The organism is Pseudonocardia bannensis, from assembly GCF_012911875.1.
Taxonomy (GTDB): Bacteria; Actinomycetota; Actinomycetes; order Mycobacteriales; family Pseudonocardiaceae; genus Pseudonocardia; species Pseudonocardia bannensis.
This window is the reverse complement of the sequence record NZ_JAAXKZ010000142.1, coordinates 1-14,805: the sequence shown is the minus strand read 5'-3', so window position 1 is coordinate 14,805 and position 14,805 is coordinate 1. Positions and strand designations below refer to the sequence as shown.

Below are 14,805 nucleotides of genomic sequence, written 5' to 3'. Positions count from 1 at the left end.
CGCCGGAGCCGGCGTGGGAGCCGGGGTGGGCGCGGGCGTCGGAGCCGGCGTGGGCGCCGGGGTGGGCGCGGGCGCCGGGGCAGGCGCCGGCGGCGCGGCCTCGTCCGCCGGTGCCGGCGCGGGCACCACCGCGACCGGGCCGGGCACCACCGGCGCCGCAGCACCGGGCACGACCGGCCCGACGGGGACCACCGGGGCGGGCGCGACACGAGCGGCCAGCACCGGCGCGGGCACCTGCACCGGCGCCGGGGCCGGGACCCGCTCCGGCGGGGTGGGCGGCGTGGCCGGCACGGGGCCGGGCGCGGACGGCAGGATCGCGACCCCACCGCCGTAGGCCTGCGCCCACCGTGACACCAGCGTGGCGTAAGCCTCCGAACGGTTGTAGCGCAGCAGGGCTGCACGCTGCCCGGCCGGCGTCGAGAGGTCGCCGCCGCCGGCACACAGGTAGCGGCCGGCCGCGAGCGCGGCGTCGAACACGTTGTGCGGCGACGCCACGCCGTCGGCATTGCCGTCCGCGGCGTACGAATCCCACGTCGTCGGGATGAACTGCATCGGGCCGACGGCCCGATCCCAGACGGTGTCGCCGTCGAGAGCGCCGCCGTCGGTGTCCGAGATCGCCATGATGCCGGGACCGCCATCGAGCCGCGGGCCGAGAATGGGCCCGCGGGTGGTCCCGGCCTCGTCGACCCGGCCACCCGAGGCGTGCCCGGACTCGACCCGGCCGATCCCCGCGACGAGCGTCCACGGCAGCCGGCACGTCGGCGTGGACGCGGCCATCCTCGACTCCGCAGCCTGGTAGGCCGCCAGTACGGCGCCCGGGATACCGGTGCCGTCGGGGGCGTCGGGCGCGACCGCGGGGCTCGCCGCCGGGGCCGCGACGCCCGCGGGGGCCTCCGAAACCCCGCGATCCACCGGGTTCGCCGGGGCGGGAGCGGGGGGCAGGACCGGGCCGATGAACGGCCCCGCCGGTGTCACCGAACTGACGGCGGTGTCCACCGCCCTGATCGTCCGCTGCTCCGCACCGCCACCCAGTCCGGCGGCCGCGAGCACCACGGCCAACAAGCCCGCTGTCCGCGCTACCCACAGCACCCGTTCGGTGCGCGTCGTCCCGATCATCCGCCGAGCGTCGCAAGCACAGGCCGCGGCCGAATCCCCACGACGGACCGCCCCCGACCCCCCAATCCGTGGGTGCGGCACCGCCGCCCTGGCGGCCGGCCCTCGGTTCCCGGCCTTCACCCGGCGCGACGGTTAACGCCGGATCCCCGTCCTGCGAGGTTCCCGGTGCGGCAAGGAACCCGGCGCCTCGTGGAGGACGGGCGCTCCCGGTTCCGGCATCGCACTGTCCGCGCCGCGATGCGGTGGCGGGGCGTGCTGACCGGACCACCGCCCCGGTCAGCACGCAGACGGCCCATCCCGGCAGGGATGGGCCGTCTCTGTCCTCCGGTCCGCGGAGGTCCGCGGCGACCGGACGCCCGGCCGGGTGATGCGGTCGCCGGCTACGCCGCGGTCGTCAGCCAGGGCTCCCATGCGGGCAACGGTTCCACCGCGAGCACCAGTACCCCGCCCGCGGACCTGCTCGGCGGAGCGGGCGCCACCTTCAGCGTCCACCCGAGCTCCTCGATCAACCGGTCGGCCTTGCGCGAGTTGCACGCCCGGCACGCCGCGACGCAGTTGTCCCAGGTGTGGGTGCCGCCGCGGCTGCGGGGCACCACGTGATCGATGGTGTCGGCGCGCTTGCTGCAGTAGGCGCAGCGCCGGCCGTCGCGGCGCAGCACGCCGGCACGGGTCATCGGTACCGCGCGGCGGTAGGGCACCCGGACGTAGCGGGACAGCCGCATCACCGACGGTGCGGGAATCGACAAGTTCTCCGAGCGGAAGGCCGCGCCCTCGAGCGCGGCCTGCACACATTCCGCCTTCCCGCTGAGCATCAACACGACGGCGCGCTTGGCGGTGACCACCGCGAGCGGCTCGAACGTCGCGTTGAGCAGCAGGACCCTGGACCCCGTCGGGACCGCGCCCGGGCACAGCGCATCCCCCGGCGCTTCCCCTGGTTCGGGGTCGGCGCCGCTGGGGTCGGGTTGTCGATGCCGCACGCGACCACCTCCACCAGGTTGGGCACAGTCGACCATACGGAGACCTGGTTGCGCACGTGTGATAGGCGGGGTGTCGCTCCGATGGACGCAGAGGCACCGGGAGGGGACACCGCACGCATACCGCATGGGCCGCAGCGGCCCCGCTCAGCGGTCGACGGCGTCCAGCGCTCCGAGCACGTCGGCGACCAGATCGGCGGTGTCCTCGACCCCGGCCGACAGCCGCAGCAGGCCCGGGGGGACGGCGTCGCCCCAGCGCTCGCGCCGGTCGGCCGTGGTGCGCAGCCCGCCGAAGCTGGTGGCGGAGGCGACGAGCCGGGACGCCGCCAGGAACTGTGCGACCGCAGCGGCCGAGGGCAGCGTGAAGCGGAGGATGCCGTTCCAGCGCCGCATCTGCCGGGCCGCCACGGCGTGCGCGGGATCGTCGACCAGCCCCGGCCAGCGCACATCCGCGGCCACCGGGTGCTCGCGTAACGCCGACGCCAGCGCGCGGGCGTTCGCGGCCTGCCGCTCCAGGCGCAGGTCGAGGGTGCCCAGCCCGCGGTGCGCGAGCCACGCCTCCATCGGGCCGGGGACGGCCCCGCCGCGGGCCCGGGCCGCCCGCAGCCGTCCGACCAGCACCGGATCGGTGCTGCTCACGTGCCCGAGCACCACGTCGCCGTGACCGGCGAGCGCCTTGGTGTCGCTCGCGACCACCAGGTCCGCACCCAGGTCGAGCGGCCGCTGCCCCAGCGGCGTCGCGGTCGTGTTGTCGACGGCGAGCAGCGCGCCGGCGGCGTGGGCCCGCGCGGCCAGTTCCGCGATGTCGCAGACCTCCAGCCCCGGGTTCGACGGGGTCTCCAGCAGCACCAGCGCCGCCCCGCGGAGGACCCGGCCGGGCCACGACCCGGCCGTCGGCACCGTGCGTACCCCGACACCGAGCGGGACCAGCTCCTCGTCGGCGAGCACGCGGGCCAGGTAGTAGCCGTCGCTGGGCAGCACGACCGTCGCACCCGGCCGGGCGGCCAACCGCAGCACCGCCGCGACCGCTGCCATCCCGGAGCCGAACAGCACGCACTCGCCACCGTCCAGGTCGCCGATGGCCGCCTCCAGCGCGCGCCAGGTCGGGTTGTCGGCGCGGCCGTAGAAATCGGTGGGCGTCGGGTCGGCGGGCAGCCCGAGATGGAACGCCGAGGAGAGCACCGGCCCGGGGTGCAGGGGCGCGCCGAGCGGCTCGTCGCGGGCGGATCCGTGCCCGGCGTGCGCGCAGCGCGTCCCGTCCCCGATCACGGCGGCGACCCTACGCGCGCCTTCTGGGTGCGGTGATCGTCGCCACGGCGCGGCGACCGCTCACGGCCTCACTCCGGCTTCGGTGCCCGGCTGATCAGCTCCTTGGCCATGGCCGCGGCGGACAGTCCCTCGTGGCAGACCCGGCGCACCGCGTCGGCGATGGGCAGTTCGACGCCGTGCCGGGCACCGAGCTCGCAGATCGACGTGCAGGACTTGACCCCCTCGGCGATCTGCCCGTGGTTGGCCTCCTCCGCCTGGGCGAGGGTCTCGCCGCGGCCGAGGCGCTCGCCGAAGGTGCGGTTGCGCGACAGCGGGGACGAGCAGGTGGCCACCAGGTCGCCGAGGCCGGCCAGCCCGGCGAAGGTCAGCGGGTCGGCGCCGAGCTCCACGCCCAGCCGGCTGATCTCCGCCAGCCCCCGGGTGATCACCGACGCCCGGCTGTTGTCCCCGAGGCCCATTCCCGCCGCGATCCCGACCGCCAGCGCGATGACGTTCTTGCCCGCCCCGCCCAGCTCGCAGCCCACCACGTCGGTGTTGGTGTAGGACCGGAAGTACCCCGTCGAGCACGCGTTCTGCAGGGCCACGGCGCGATCGTGGTCGGTGCAGGCGATCACCGTGGCGGTCGGCTCCTCCGCGGCGATCTCCCGGGCCAGGTTCGGCCCGGACACCACGGCCACCTGCGACGGCGGCACGGCGGCCACCTCGGAGATCACCTCGCTCATCCGCTTGAGCGTGCCCAGCTCGACCCCCTTGGCCAGGCTGACCAGCGTCGCGCCGGCCGGCAGCAGGTCCCGCCAGTGGCCCAGGTTGGCCCGCAGGGTCTGCGACGGCACCGCCAGCACCACCACGTCCGACTGCTCGAGCACCCGGGTCGCGTTCGTCGACGCCGTGAGCCGCGGCGGCAGCTCGACACCGGGGAGGTAGTCCGGGTTGGCGCGCCGGTCGTTGATCGCCGCGGCGATCTGCGGCCGGCGTGCCCACAGCACGACGTCCCGCCCGGCGTCGGCCATCACCTTCGCGAACGCGGTGCCCCACGACCCGGCCCCGAGCACCGCGACGCGGCGCACCTCGTGCACTCGGCTCACGCAGCATCGCCCCGGCGGAAGAACTCGACCGGGGCCTGCTCGCCGCGGACCTCGGCCAGCAGGTCGCGGACCCGGCCCATCACGAGGTCGGTCACCTCGCGCAGCAGGACGGCGTCGATCGGCCTGCCGCGGTAGGCCGACAGGTCGACCGGATCACCGGTGCGCACCGTGATCGTCGTGCGCGGCAGCGGGCGGAACCTCTTGTTGTAGTGGTCGTAGACCTCGCGGGTGCCCCAGTGCACCATCGGGATCACCGGCACGTCGGAGGTCAGCGCCAGCCGGGCCATCCCGGTGCGGGACAGCATCGGCCAGCCCTCCGGATCACGGGTGATCGTGCCCTCCGGATAGATCACCACGATCTTGCCGTCCTGCAGCGCCTGGGTGCCCGCGCCGAGACTGCGCTGGGCGTCGGCGGAGTCGCGGTAGACCGGGATCTGCCCGGAACCGGCGAGGATCCGGCCCAGCACCGGGACCTTCCACAGGCTGTGCTTGGCCAGGAAGCGCGGCACCCGCCGCGATCGGTGCACGAACACCGCGGTGTGCACCGGGTCGAGGTAGGAGATGTGGTTGGCCACCAGCAGCGCACCACCCTGCGCCGGGACGCGCTCACGGCCCTCGTAGCGGATCCGTCCGGTCGCGACGACGATCGGGTAGAAGAACGCCGCCGCCAACGCGACCCAGAAGCCGCCCTTCTCACGCCTCACCCACGACCTCCTCGCCGCCATGCCGCACCCGGCCGGCGGGCACCTGCCCGTCGTCGCCGGTCCGCGATCTCCGCGGAGAGTCTCCCGGGCCGGGCCTCGCGGGTCCACCGGCAGGGGGGTGCGACGATGACGAGGTGGGCCGGAGCCGGATCGAGACCGTGGACCTCGTGGTCCCGGTCAAGTCGCTGACCGCGGCCAAGTCGCGGCTGCGCGGGGCGGCCGACCACGGTGTGGGGGACCCGAAGGCCCACGCCCGGCTGGCGCTGGCGCTCGTGCTGGACACCGTCACCGCGGCCCTGGCGGCCCGCCGGGTGCGCCGGCTGCTCGTGATCACCTCGGATCCGACGGTCTCCCTCGAGGTGGCCGCCGTGGGTGTGCCGGTGGCCCCGGACACGCCCGGCGGCGGCCTGAACCCCGCGCTCGAGCGCGGGGCGCACCTGTTGCGGCAGAACGATCCGTGCGCCGCGGTCGGCGCGTTGCAGGCCGACCTGCCGGCGCTGCGCCCCGCCGAGCTGGACGCGGCGATCGAGAGGGCCGCAGCGATCTTCGCAGCGGGACCGGCTCCCCGGGCCTACTGCGCCGATGCCGCGGGCGAGGGCACCACGCTGCTGCTATGTGCCCCCGGCTCGGCACTCCAACCCTGCTTCGGCACGGATTCGGCGGCCCACCACGAGCGATCCGGGGCGTACCCGCTGCAGGGCGACTGGCCGGGACTGCGCCGCGACGTCGACACCGGCGAGGACCTGCGGCGCGCCGCCGACCTCGGGGTGGGCCCGCGCACCCGCGAGGTGCTGGCGCCCTGCCCCCACCCCTGAGGCCCGATTCGTCCCGTCTTCGGGCGAACATCCGGTTCCGGTGATCATCGGATAGCCGCTGCTCAGGCCACGATCTCAGGGTGTGCGAGAGTTCACCCGGATGTCGGTGAAGGGGCCCGCACCCGGACCGCGCGGGTGGGGAAGAATCGGCGAATGTGAGTGGCGACGCGAGCGGCCCGGCACCCGGTTCTCCTGAACCCGCGTCCTCCGGGGACACCGAAACTCCAGATTCCGGTGATGCAGCTCGGCGCAGCCGAGCCCAGGGCGCGCCTCGTCGTGCCCCCCGACCGGCCGCCCGCCGGGTGAGCTCGGCGAGCCGCCCGGTGTCCGAATCGAGCGCGAGCGCGACGGGATCGACGCGCGGCACGACGTCCGGTGGCACCACCCGCAAACCGGCCGCCGCCCGCTCCCGCTCCACCAAGACCGGGACCGGGACCGGGACCGGGACCGGGACCGGCAGCGGAACCCGCGGAAAGGCCGGCGGCACCAGCAAGGCCACGACGAGCTCGCCCGCGGCGGTCAACGTCCCCGCCTCTCCCCTCTCGGCCACGACGCCGGCGCCGAGCAGCCCCGGAAGCGCACCGATCGGCCCGCCGGCGCCGACGACCGCCGCCCTGCGGTCCGGCCTGCCCGACGACCGCTACCTCAACCGCGAGCTCTCGTGGCTGGACTTCAACGCCCGCGTGCTCGCGCTCGCCGAGGACCCGAGCCAGCCACTGCTCGAGCGGGCCAAGTTCCTCGCGATCTTCGCCGGCAACCTCGACGAGTTCTACATGGTCCGGGTGGCGGGGCTGAAGCGCCGCGCCGAGACCGGCCTGGCGGTGCGCAGCGCCGACGGCCTGTCCCCCCGCGAGCAGCTCGCTCGGATCTCGGCCCGCAGCCAGGCGATCTCCGAGGCGCACGCGCGGGTCTTCCTCGACGACGTGCGCCCCGCGCTGGACAAGGAGGGCATCCACATCCAGCGCTGGACCGACCTGTCCGAAGCCCAGCGGCTGCGGCTGTCCGACTACTTCTCCGACCAGGTCTTCCCGGTGCTCACCCCGCTGGCCGTGGATCCGGCGCACCCCTTCCCCTACATCTCGGGCCTCTCGCTCAACCTGGCGGTGACGGTGCGCGACCCGGAGGGCCGGACCGAGCGCTTCGCCCGCGTCAAGGTGCCGAACAACGTCCCGCGCCTGGTCAGGGTGAGCAACGACGAGGCCAACGGTGACGTCACCTTCCTGCCCATCGAGGACCTGATCGCCGCCCACCTCGGCGATCTGTTCACCGGGATGGAAGTGGCCGAGGTGCACGCCTTCCGGGTCACCCGTAACGCCGATCTGGAGGTCGAGGAGGACCGCGACGAGGACCTGCTGCAGGCCCTCGAGCGCGAGCTCGCCCGTCGACGGTTCGGCCCGCCGGTGCGGCTCGAGGTGACCGACACCATGAGCGAGCACGTCCTCGAGTTGCTGCTGCGCGAACTCGACGTCGACCCGAACGACGTCGTCACCGTTCCCGGGCTGCTCGACCTGACCGCGCTCTGGCAGGTCTACGGCGTCGACCGCCCCGACCTCAAGGACGACCCGTTCGTCCCCGCCACCCACCCCGCCTTCGGCGAGCGCGAGACCCCGCGCAGCATCTTCGCCACCCTCCGCGAGGGCGACGTGCTGGTGCACCATCCCTACGACTCGTTCTCCACCAGCGTCCAGCGCTTCATCGAGCAGGCCGCCGCCGACCCGGACGTGCTGGCCATCAAGCAGACGCTGTACCGCACCTCTGGTGACTCCCCCATCGTCGACGCGCTCATCGACGCCGCCGCCGCCGGCAAGCAGGTCGTCGCGCTCGTCGAGATCAAGGCCCGGTTCGACGAGCAGGCCAACATCCGCTGGGCGCGTGAGCTGGAGAAGGCGGGCGTCCACGTCGTCTACGGCCTCGTGGGGCTCAAGACGCACTGCAAGACCTCGCTCGTGGTCCGCCAGGAGGGGTCCACGATCCGGCGCTACTGCCACATCGGCACCGGCAACTACAACCCCAAGACGGCCCGGCTCTACGAGGACATCGGCGTGCTCACGGCCGACCCGACCATCGGCGCCGATCTCACCGACCTGTTCAACGCCCTCACCGGCTACTCCCGGCAGACCTCCTACCGCAGCCTGCTCGTCGCGCCCTACGGAGTGCGCCGCGGCATCGTGCGGCGGATCGAGGACGAGATCGAGTCGCATCGGGAGGGCAACGCGTCCGGGATCCGGATCAAGGTCAACTCGCTGGTCGACGAGCAGGTCATCGACGCGCTCTACCGGGCCTCCCAGGCGGGGGTGCCGGTCGACGTGGTGGTCCGCGGGATCTGCGCGCTGCGTCCCGGGCGGGAGGGGCTCTCGGAGAACATCCGGGTCCGCTCGATCCTGGGGCGCTTCCTCGAGCACTCCCGGGTCTTCCACTTCGAGGGCGCCGACGAGTACTGGATCGGCAGCGCGGACATGATGCACCGCAACCTCGACCGCCGCGTCGAGGTGCTGATGCGGGTGGCCGACCCGCGCCTGGCCGCCCAGCTCGGCGACATGTTCGACTCCTGCCTGGACCCGGCCACCCGCTGCTGGACGCTGCAGTCCGACGGCAGCTGGGAACCGTCCCCGTCACCGGGCTCCGACGTCGAGCGGGTCCGGGACCACCAGGCCGAGATGATGCTCCGGCACGCCACGGTCGCCGCCGACGCCGAGTGAACAGGACGGGCGGAATGACCGAGACCCCAGCCGGTCTCGACGCCGACGTCCTGGCCGCCGGTGCTGTCCTCTGGCGGGACGCCGAGGGCCGCGACGGCTCCGACGGCGGCGACGCTCCGGAGGTCGCGGTCGTCCACCGGCCGCGCTACGACGACTGGTCGCTGCCCAAGGGCAAGCTCGACCAGGGCGAGTCGATGCCCGCCGCAGCCGTCCGTGAGGTGTCCGAGGAGACCGGGTACCGCGCGCGGCTGGGCGCCCGGCTCGGAGACGTCCGCTACGACGTCCCCGAGGGCAGCAAGCTGGTGCGCTACTGGGCGGCCGAGGCGCAGCGCGGCGGCCCGGGGTTCGTCCCCAACCACGAGACCGACGAACTGCGCTGGCTCAGTCCGCGCGAGGCATCCCGGCTGCTGACCTACGACCGCGACCGGGAGGTGCTCGACCGGTTCACCGCGCAGCCGGTCCCCGAGTCGACGCTGCTGCTCGTGCGCCACGCCAAGGCCGGCAACCGGCAGAGCTGGAGCGGTGACGACGCGCAGCGCCCGCTGTCCGGGACCGGGCGTGCGCAGGCCGATCAGCTGGCCGGCCTGCTGCGGCTCTTCGGTCCTGAACGTCTGCATTCCGCGACGCCGGTGCGCTGCACGCAGACCCTCGCCCCGCTCGCCGAGGAGCTCGGAGTCGGGATCACCGAGGAACCGCTGCTCGGCGAGGAGGGTTTCGCGCGGGACCCGGCCGCGGGCCTGGCCCGGTTCCGCGAGCTGTTCGCCCGGCCCGGTGTCACCGTGCTGTGCAGCCAGGGCGGGGTCATCCCGGAGGTGCTCGAACAGCTCACCCGCGAGTCGGGGCTGCTCGAGCACGTGGTCGACGACAGCGGCGCCGTTCCCTCCCGCAAGGCCAGCACGTGGGTGCTGGGCCGGCACGACGACCGGGTGCGGTTCGCCGACTACTACCGCAGCCCCTCCGCCTGACCCGGGGCCGGGCGCGGACGGGCACCGTCCTCGATGCGACGCCCGGTCGCCCGGCCTACTTCTTGCCCTTGGCGGACTTCTTCGCCGGCTTGGCCTTATCCGTCTTGTCCGTCTTGACGGCCTTGTCGGCCTTGCCCCCGGCGCCCTTCGGGGCCGCCTTGTCCTTCACGGACTTCTGCTCCGCGGTGAACGAGGTCGAGGCCTTCGCCTTGCCCTCGCCGCCCTTGGCCGCCTTCGCCTTGGGCGCCGCTGCGGCCTCGGGTGCCACCTCGGGGAGAGCCGGAGCAGCGGTGGCCGGGGCCGCCACCGGCGCGCGGCGGGTGCGGCGGACCGGGGTGGGGCGCGCCGCTCCGTTGCCGCTCACCGAGGACCGGAAGGCCGTGCCGGGGCGGAACGCGGGCACCGTCGTCGCGGGGACGTCGACGGTCTCACCGGTACGCGGGTTCCGCGCCACGCGGGCGGCACGCGCCCGGGCCTCGAAGACCCCGAAGCCGGTCAGCGAGACCGAGCCGCCGGAACCGACGGTGTCCACAATGATCTCGAGCAACCCGTCGACCGCGGAGGCCGCGGTGCGCCGGTCGCCGATGCGCGCCGCGAGCGCGTCCACGAGCTGGGTCTTGTTCATGCGCGCGACCGTAGAGCGTGGACACCGCGTTGCGCCAGACGGCGCGCGTGACGGTTCCGTTGCAGGTCAGCGGAACCATCCGAAAGATCGTTCCGCTGCAACGGATCCGACACGGAAGCGACGGCAGCCGCCCCGATCGGGTCAGCTCGCCGGTGCGGCGGTGGTCGGCAACCGCGACGGCCGTGCGGCCTCGAACGCCGCCACGTCGTCGGCGTGCCGCAGGGTGAGCCCGATGTCGTCGAGACCCTCCAGCAGCCGCCACCGGGTGTAGTCGTCGATCTCGAACGGCACCGTGAGGTCCTTGGCCTGCACCGTCTTCTCGGTCAGGTCGACCGTGATCTCGGTGCCCGGCTCGTTCTCCAGCAGCTTCCACAGCAGTTCGACGTCGGGCTGGGCGACCTGGGCGGCGACCAGGCCCTGCTTGGACGAGTTGCCCCGGAAGATGTCGGCGAAGCGGGAGGCGATGACCACCCGGAACCCGTAGTCCATCAGCGCCCAGACCGCATGTTCACGCGAGGACCCCGTCCCGAAGTCCGGCCCGGCCACGAGGACGCTGCCACGGGAGTACGGATCGGTGTTGAGGATGAAGGTCTCGTCCTGGCGCCAGGCGGAGAACAGCCCGTCCTCGAACCCGGTCCGGGTGACCCGCTTCAGGTAGACGGCCGGGATGATCTGGTCGGTGTCCACGTTGGACCTGCGCAGCGGGACGCCGATCCCGGTGTGCGTGCTGAACGGCTCCATGGTTCTGCCCCTCTCAGTCCAGGTCCTCGGGCGAGGACAGCGTGCCGCGCACCGCGGTGGCCGCAGCGACCAGCGGCGACACCAGGTGGGTGCGGCCGCCCTTGCCCTGGCGGCCCTCGAAGTTCCGGTTCGACGTCGACGCGCTGCGCTCACCCGGCGCCAACTGGTCGGGGTTCATGCCCAGGCACATCGAGCAGCCCGCCGAGCGCCATTCGGCCCCGGCGTCGGTGAAGACCTTGTCCAGGCCCTCCTGCTCGGCCTGGAACCGCACCCGCATCGAGCCGGGCACCACGAGCATCCGCACCCCGTCGGCGACCTTGCGGCCGGAGATGACGTTCGCGGCGGCACGCAGGTCCTCGATCCGGCCGTTGGTGCACGACCCCACGAACACGGTGTCGACGGCAACCTCACGCAGCGGGGTGCCCGCCTCCAGCCCCATGTAGGCCAGGGCCTTCTCCGCGGCCATCCGCTCGTTCTCGTCCACGATCCGGGCGGGGTCCGGGACCCGCTCGCCCAGCGGCAGCCCCTGGCCCGGGTTGGTCCCCCACGTGACGAAGGGGGTGAGCGCGTCGGCGTCGATGTGGATCTCGGCGTCGAACACGGCGTCGTCGTCGGTGCGCAGCTCCCGCCACGCCGCCACGGCCTCGTCCCACTCGGCGCCCTTCGGCGCGTGGTCGCGGCCCTTGAGGTAGGCGAACGTGGTCTCGTCCGGGGCGATCATGCCCGCGCGGGCGCCCGCCTCGATCGACATGTTGCAGATCGTCATCCGGGCCTCCATCGAGAGGTTCTCGATGACGTTGCCCCGGTACTCCAGCACGTAGCCCTGGCCGCCGCCGGTGCCGATCTGGGCGATCATCGCGAGCACGACGTCCTTGCTCGTGACACCCTCGCGCAGCCGGCCGTCGGAGCTGTTGACGTTGATCGCCATGGTCTTGAACCGCTTGAGCGGCAACGTCTGGGTGGCGAGCACGTGCTCGACCTCCGAGGTGCCGATGCCGAAAGCCAGCGCACCGAACGCACCGTGGGTCGAGGTGTGGCTGTCGCCGCAGACGACGGTCAGTCCCGGCTGGGTGAGTCCCAGCTGCGGACCGACGACGTGCACGATGCCCTGCTCGGCGTGGTTCATCGGGTACAGCGGGACACCGAACTCCGCGCAGTTGCGGCGCAACGTCTCCACCTGCGTCCGCGAGACCGGGTCGGCGATCGGCAGCTCGACATCGGTGGTCGGGACGTTGTGGTCCTCGGTCGCGAGGGTGAGGTCGGGCCGGCGCACCCGGCGTCCCGCGAGGCGGAGCCCGTCGAACGCCTGCGGACTGGTGACCTCGTGCACCAGGTGCAGGTCGATGTAGAGCAGGTCGGGCTCGTTGCCCTCGCCCTGGCGCACCAGATGCTGATCCCAGACCTTCTCGGCCAGCGTGCGTCCCACCGCTGCCTCCCTCATGAATATCGAGCCGTACCGCTCGCGCCCCGCGTGGCGGTGTGGTGGACCTCCCAGATTCTGGGAAGTTAGTATCGAGGCGTGAGACAGCATAGCGGCATCGGAGTGCTCGACAAGGCCGTGGGGGTTCTGCGAGCCGCAGCTGCCGAGCCGTGCGGCCTGTCCGAACTGTGCCAGCGCACGGGGCTGCCCCGAGCCACCGCCCACCGGCTCGCCGTCGGCCTGGAGGTGCACGGCCTGCTCCACCGCGGTGCCGACGGCCGCTGGCGCCCCGGACCCACGCTGGCCGAGCTGGCCAACCGCGGCGGCGACCCACTGCTGGAGGCCGCCGGCGCCGTGCTCCCCCGGCTGCGCGACATCACCGGGGAGAGCGTCCAGCTCTACCGTCGTGACGGCACGCACCGCATCTGCATCGCCACCGCCGAGCCGTCCAGCGGGCTGCGCGACACCGTCCCCGTGGGCACCCGGCTGCCGATGACCGCCGGCTCCGGGGCCAAGGTGCTCGCCGCCTGGTCCGACCCGGCCACCCAGCGCGCCGTGCTCGCCGACGCCTCCTTCACCGAGCGCGTGCTGCTCGACGTGCGGCGCCGCGGCTGGGCACAGAGCGTGGCCGAGCGCGAGTCGGGGGTCGCCAGCGTGTCCGCACCCGTGCGCGACAGCTCCGGTCAGGTCGTCGCCGCCGTGTCGGTGTCCGGCCCGGTCGACCGCATCGGCCGGCGGCCCGGGGTGCGCTGGGCCGCCGATCTGCTCGCCGCGGCCGAGGCCCTGCAGCACCGGCTGTAGATCAGAAACCGGGCGTACACCCGAGCGCAGTGCAGTGCCGCCTCTACCGTGATCCCGGGAGGGCCCTCTCCAAATTCTGTGGTTCGGGCCCAGAGAGTCCTTTACGCGTGAGAGCCCACTCGCTCGCGGGTCGTTCCGGCGGTGCACTCGGATTCAGTGGCAGCGGTCGGATCCGGCGTCGGTGAAACCGCCGCCGGCGGCGGGCCCGAACCTCCAGTCGTAGCCGTCCGGGCGCTGCGCCCTGCCGGTGAACTCGTCACGGCCGACTCCCCGGTGCCGACGACGACAGCTCGAATTCCGCGGTCCGCGTCCTTCCTTGCCTGCAGAACCACTTCCACACCGGTACGAGTCCTGCCAGAAGGCCGACGTGCACCGTTCCCGGCTCGCATCCAGGTCTTTCCCGAGCCACTCCGGGACGCCGTCAGGATCGCAATCCAGTCGATGAGCGGCCACCGGGAGGCCGATGATGTGCCACTCGCCGATGTCGAAGGAATATCCCTTCACCACACTCCGGCCCCGTAGTCCTGGTAGGGCCGGCCCGTGCGGTCCCGCACGTCATGGTAGCCGCCTGCCACCGGGTACACCTTCGACCACAGACCACCTGGCTTCGGCCCGAAGATCAGATCGAACCCCTCGTCGATGGTGTCGATGTACTGGTACTGGAATCGCCGATACCGAGGATCACATCCGCATTGCGGGCCACGATGAGGTCCTTGACCTTCGCGGCGTGGCTACTTGCGCGAGCCTCAGCCCCTGACAGGGTGAAGTCGCCGACCGCCATCATCACCGGATCTCCGGTCCGCACACGGGAACGGCGTCGGCGAACAGTTGAGTAAGGTCGCTGACCCACTGATCGCGGTTGACCGCCCCCTCGCCCATACCGAACTCCCACACGTGCAGCGGAATTACTTCTGCCGCCAAGGTATCGACGTACACTTCCAGTGGCGGCGGAGCGAATCGGCGTCGATCTCCATCACGATCTTCGACGGATCGCGGACACGGATGGTACTGATGAGGCGATACGGCCCCGCGTCCGGTCGCGGTTGACCGGGATGCTCACCGCGGGTGATGGCCAGGTGCGCGTCCCTTCGCGGGCGGTGCACGAACACGAGTTCGTTCCGTGCCAGCCACGGTCACCAGCCCCACGATCTGAATCGCTCACCGACCCTGCTCGTGGCCGGCCCTCCGAACCCGGAGGACCGCAGCCAGGCAGATCCGGCTCGGTCACAGCGCGACGTGCACTCGCCCGTACGGGCCATTCGGGTGGAGGCTAACGTGACCCTCGCTCGGCTCGATGAACACGCAGAGTATTCGACGATGAACGCGGACGAAGACGGGTGACGATGAGCTACCTGCTCGGTATCGATGTCGGGACAACGCGCACCGCGGCGGCCGTCTGCCGCCTGGTCCAGGGACGGCCCGGCGAGACCGAGATGGTGAACCTCGGCGACCGGTCCACCTACGTCAGCTCGGTGTTGTTCATTGCTGAGGACGGGTCGGTGGTGGTCGGGGAGGCCGCGGAGCGGCGGGCGTTGACCGATCCGGATCGGGTGGTGCGGGAGTTCAAGCGGCGGGTGGGGGATCCGACGCC

At 73.0% G+C, this 14,805-nt stretch carries 14 protein-coding genes; 5 read left to right on the top strand and 9 right to left on the bottom strand.

Annotation, left to right across the window (positions count from 1 at the left end):
- The 5 genes from HF519_RS32570 to HF519_RS25900 all read right to left on the bottom strand — a co-directional run.
- Positions 1 to 1,116, bottom strand: a 1,116-nt coding sequence (locus tag HF519_RS32570) for a lytic transglycosylase domain-containing protein (RefSeq protein ID WP_211170590.1), incomplete at its 3' end; no start/stop codon positions are given.
- A gap of 380 nt (positions 1,117 to 1,496) precedes the next feature.
- On the bottom strand, positions 1,497 to 2,093 hold the full coding sequence (locus HF519_RS25915) for an HNH endonuclease (protein WP_312860354.1): 597 nt from the start codon (positions 2,091 to 2,093) through the stop codon (positions 1,497 to 1,499).
- A 144-nt stretch (positions 2,094 to 2,237) separates the two neighbouring features.
- Positions 2,238 to 3,359, bottom strand: a complete 1,122-nt coding sequence (locus tag HF519_RS25910; protein WP_169415611.1) for a cystathionine gamma-lyase — start codon at positions 3,357 to 3,359, stop codon at positions 2,238 to 2,240.
- Between the two features lie 68 nt (positions 3,360 to 3,427).
- Positions 3,428 to 4,435, bottom strand: a complete 1,008-nt coding sequence (locus HF519_RS25905) for an NAD(P)H-dependent glycerol-3-phosphate dehydrogenase (RefSeq protein WP_312860355.1) — start codon at positions 4,433 to 4,435, stop codon at positions 3,428 to 3,430.
- Positions 4,436 to 4,440: 5 nt separating this feature from the next.
- Positions 4,441 to 5,148, bottom strand: coding sequence for a lysophospholipid acyltransferase family protein (locus HF519_RS25900; protein WP_312860353.1), 708 nt, complete (start codon positions 5,146 to 5,148; stop codon positions 4,441 to 4,443).
- A 134-nt stretch (positions 5,149 to 5,282) separates the two neighbouring features.
- Here HF519_RS25900 and cofC point away from each other — a divergent pair, with 134 nt between their 5' ends.
- The 3 genes from cofC (at position 5,283) to HF519_RS25885 (ending at position 9,627) form a co-directional block, all read left to right on the top strand.
- On the top strand, positions 5,283 to 5,963 hold the full coding sequence (gene cofC / locus HF519_RS25895) for a 2-phospho-L-lactate guanylyltransferase (RefSeq protein ID WP_312860352.1): 681 nt from the start codon (positions 5,283 to 5,285) through the stop codon (positions 5,961 to 5,963).
- A gap of 584 nt (positions 5,964 to 6,547) precedes the next feature.
- Positions 6,548 to 8,662: an RNA degradosome polyphosphate kinase gene (locus HF519_RS25890; RefSeq protein WP_438826441.1), complete on the top strand. Its 2,115-nt coding sequence runs from the start codon at positions 6,548 to 6,550 to the stop codon at positions 8,660 to 8,662.
- 14 nt (positions 8,663 to 8,676) lie between these two features.
- Positions 8,677 to 9,627: an NUDIX hydrolase gene (locus HF519_RS25885; protein WP_169415608.1), complete on the top strand. Its 951-nt coding sequence runs from the start codon at positions 8,677 to 8,679 to the stop codon at positions 9,625 to 9,627.
- A 55-nt stretch (positions 9,628 to 9,682) separates the two neighbouring features.
- On the opposite strand, the gene HF519_RS30650 is transcribed toward HF519_RS25885, so the two are convergent.
- From HF519_RS30650 to leuC, 3 genes are all read right to left on the bottom strand, one after another.
- Entirely contained in the window at positions 9,683 to 10,252 is a 570-nt protein-coding gene (locus HF519_RS30650) for an HU family DNA-binding protein (RefSeq protein WP_211170589.1), read from the bottom strand.
- Between the two features lie 141 nt (positions 10,253 to 10,393).
- Positions 10,394 to 10,993, bottom strand: coding sequence for a 3-isopropylmalate dehydratase small subunit (gene leuD / locus HF519_RS25875; RefSeq protein WP_169415607.1), 600 nt, complete (start codon positions 10,991 to 10,993; stop codon positions 10,394 to 10,396).
- 13 nt (positions 10,994 to 11,006) lie between these two features.
- Complete coding sequence (leuC, locus tag HF519_RS25870; protein ID WP_312860350.1) at positions 11,007 to 12,419, bottom strand: 3-isopropylmalate dehydratase large subunit; 1,413 nt, start codon at positions 12,417 to 12,419, stop codon at positions 11,007 to 11,009.
- A gap of 93 nt (positions 12,420 to 12,512) precedes the next feature.
- Here leuC and HF519_RS25865 point away from each other — a divergent pair, with 93 nt between their 5' ends.
- A complete protein-coding gene (locus tag HF519_RS25865) occupies positions 12,513 to 13,214 on the top strand; it encodes an IclR family transcriptional regulator (protein ID WP_169415605.1) in 702 nt (233 codons plus the stop codon).
- Positions 13,215 to 13,833: 619 nt separating this feature from the next.
- On the opposite strand, the gene HF519_RS30645 is transcribed toward HF519_RS25865, so the two are convergent.
- Complete coding sequence (locus tag HF519_RS30645) at positions 13,834 to 14,001, bottom strand: hypothetical protein (RefSeq protein WP_211170588.1); 168 nt, start codon at positions 13,999 to 14,001, stop codon at positions 13,834 to 13,836.
- A gap of 556 nt (positions 14,002 to 14,557) precedes the next feature.
- Between HF519_RS30645 and HF519_RS25860 the strand changes: the two genes are divergently transcribed.
- Positions 14,558 to 14,805, top strand: a 248-nt coding sequence (locus tag HF519_RS25860) for an Hsp70 family protein (RefSeq protein ID WP_169415613.1), incomplete at its 3' end; no start/stop codon positions are given.

Excerpts from the sequence above, each read along its gene's own strand:
- HF519_RS25885 (WP_169415608.1), top strand. The coding sequence starts at position 8,677 with ATGACCGAGACCCCAGCCGGTCTCGACGCCGACGTCCTGGCCGCCGGT.
- HF519_RS30650 (WP_211170589.1), bottom strand. The coding sequence starts at position 10,252 with ATGAACAAGACCCAGCTCGTGGACGCGCTCGCGGCGCGCATCGGCGAC.
- leuD (WP_169415607.1), bottom strand. The coding sequence starts at position 10,993 with ATGGAGCCGTTCAGCACGCACACCGGGATCGGCGTCCCGCTGCGCAGG.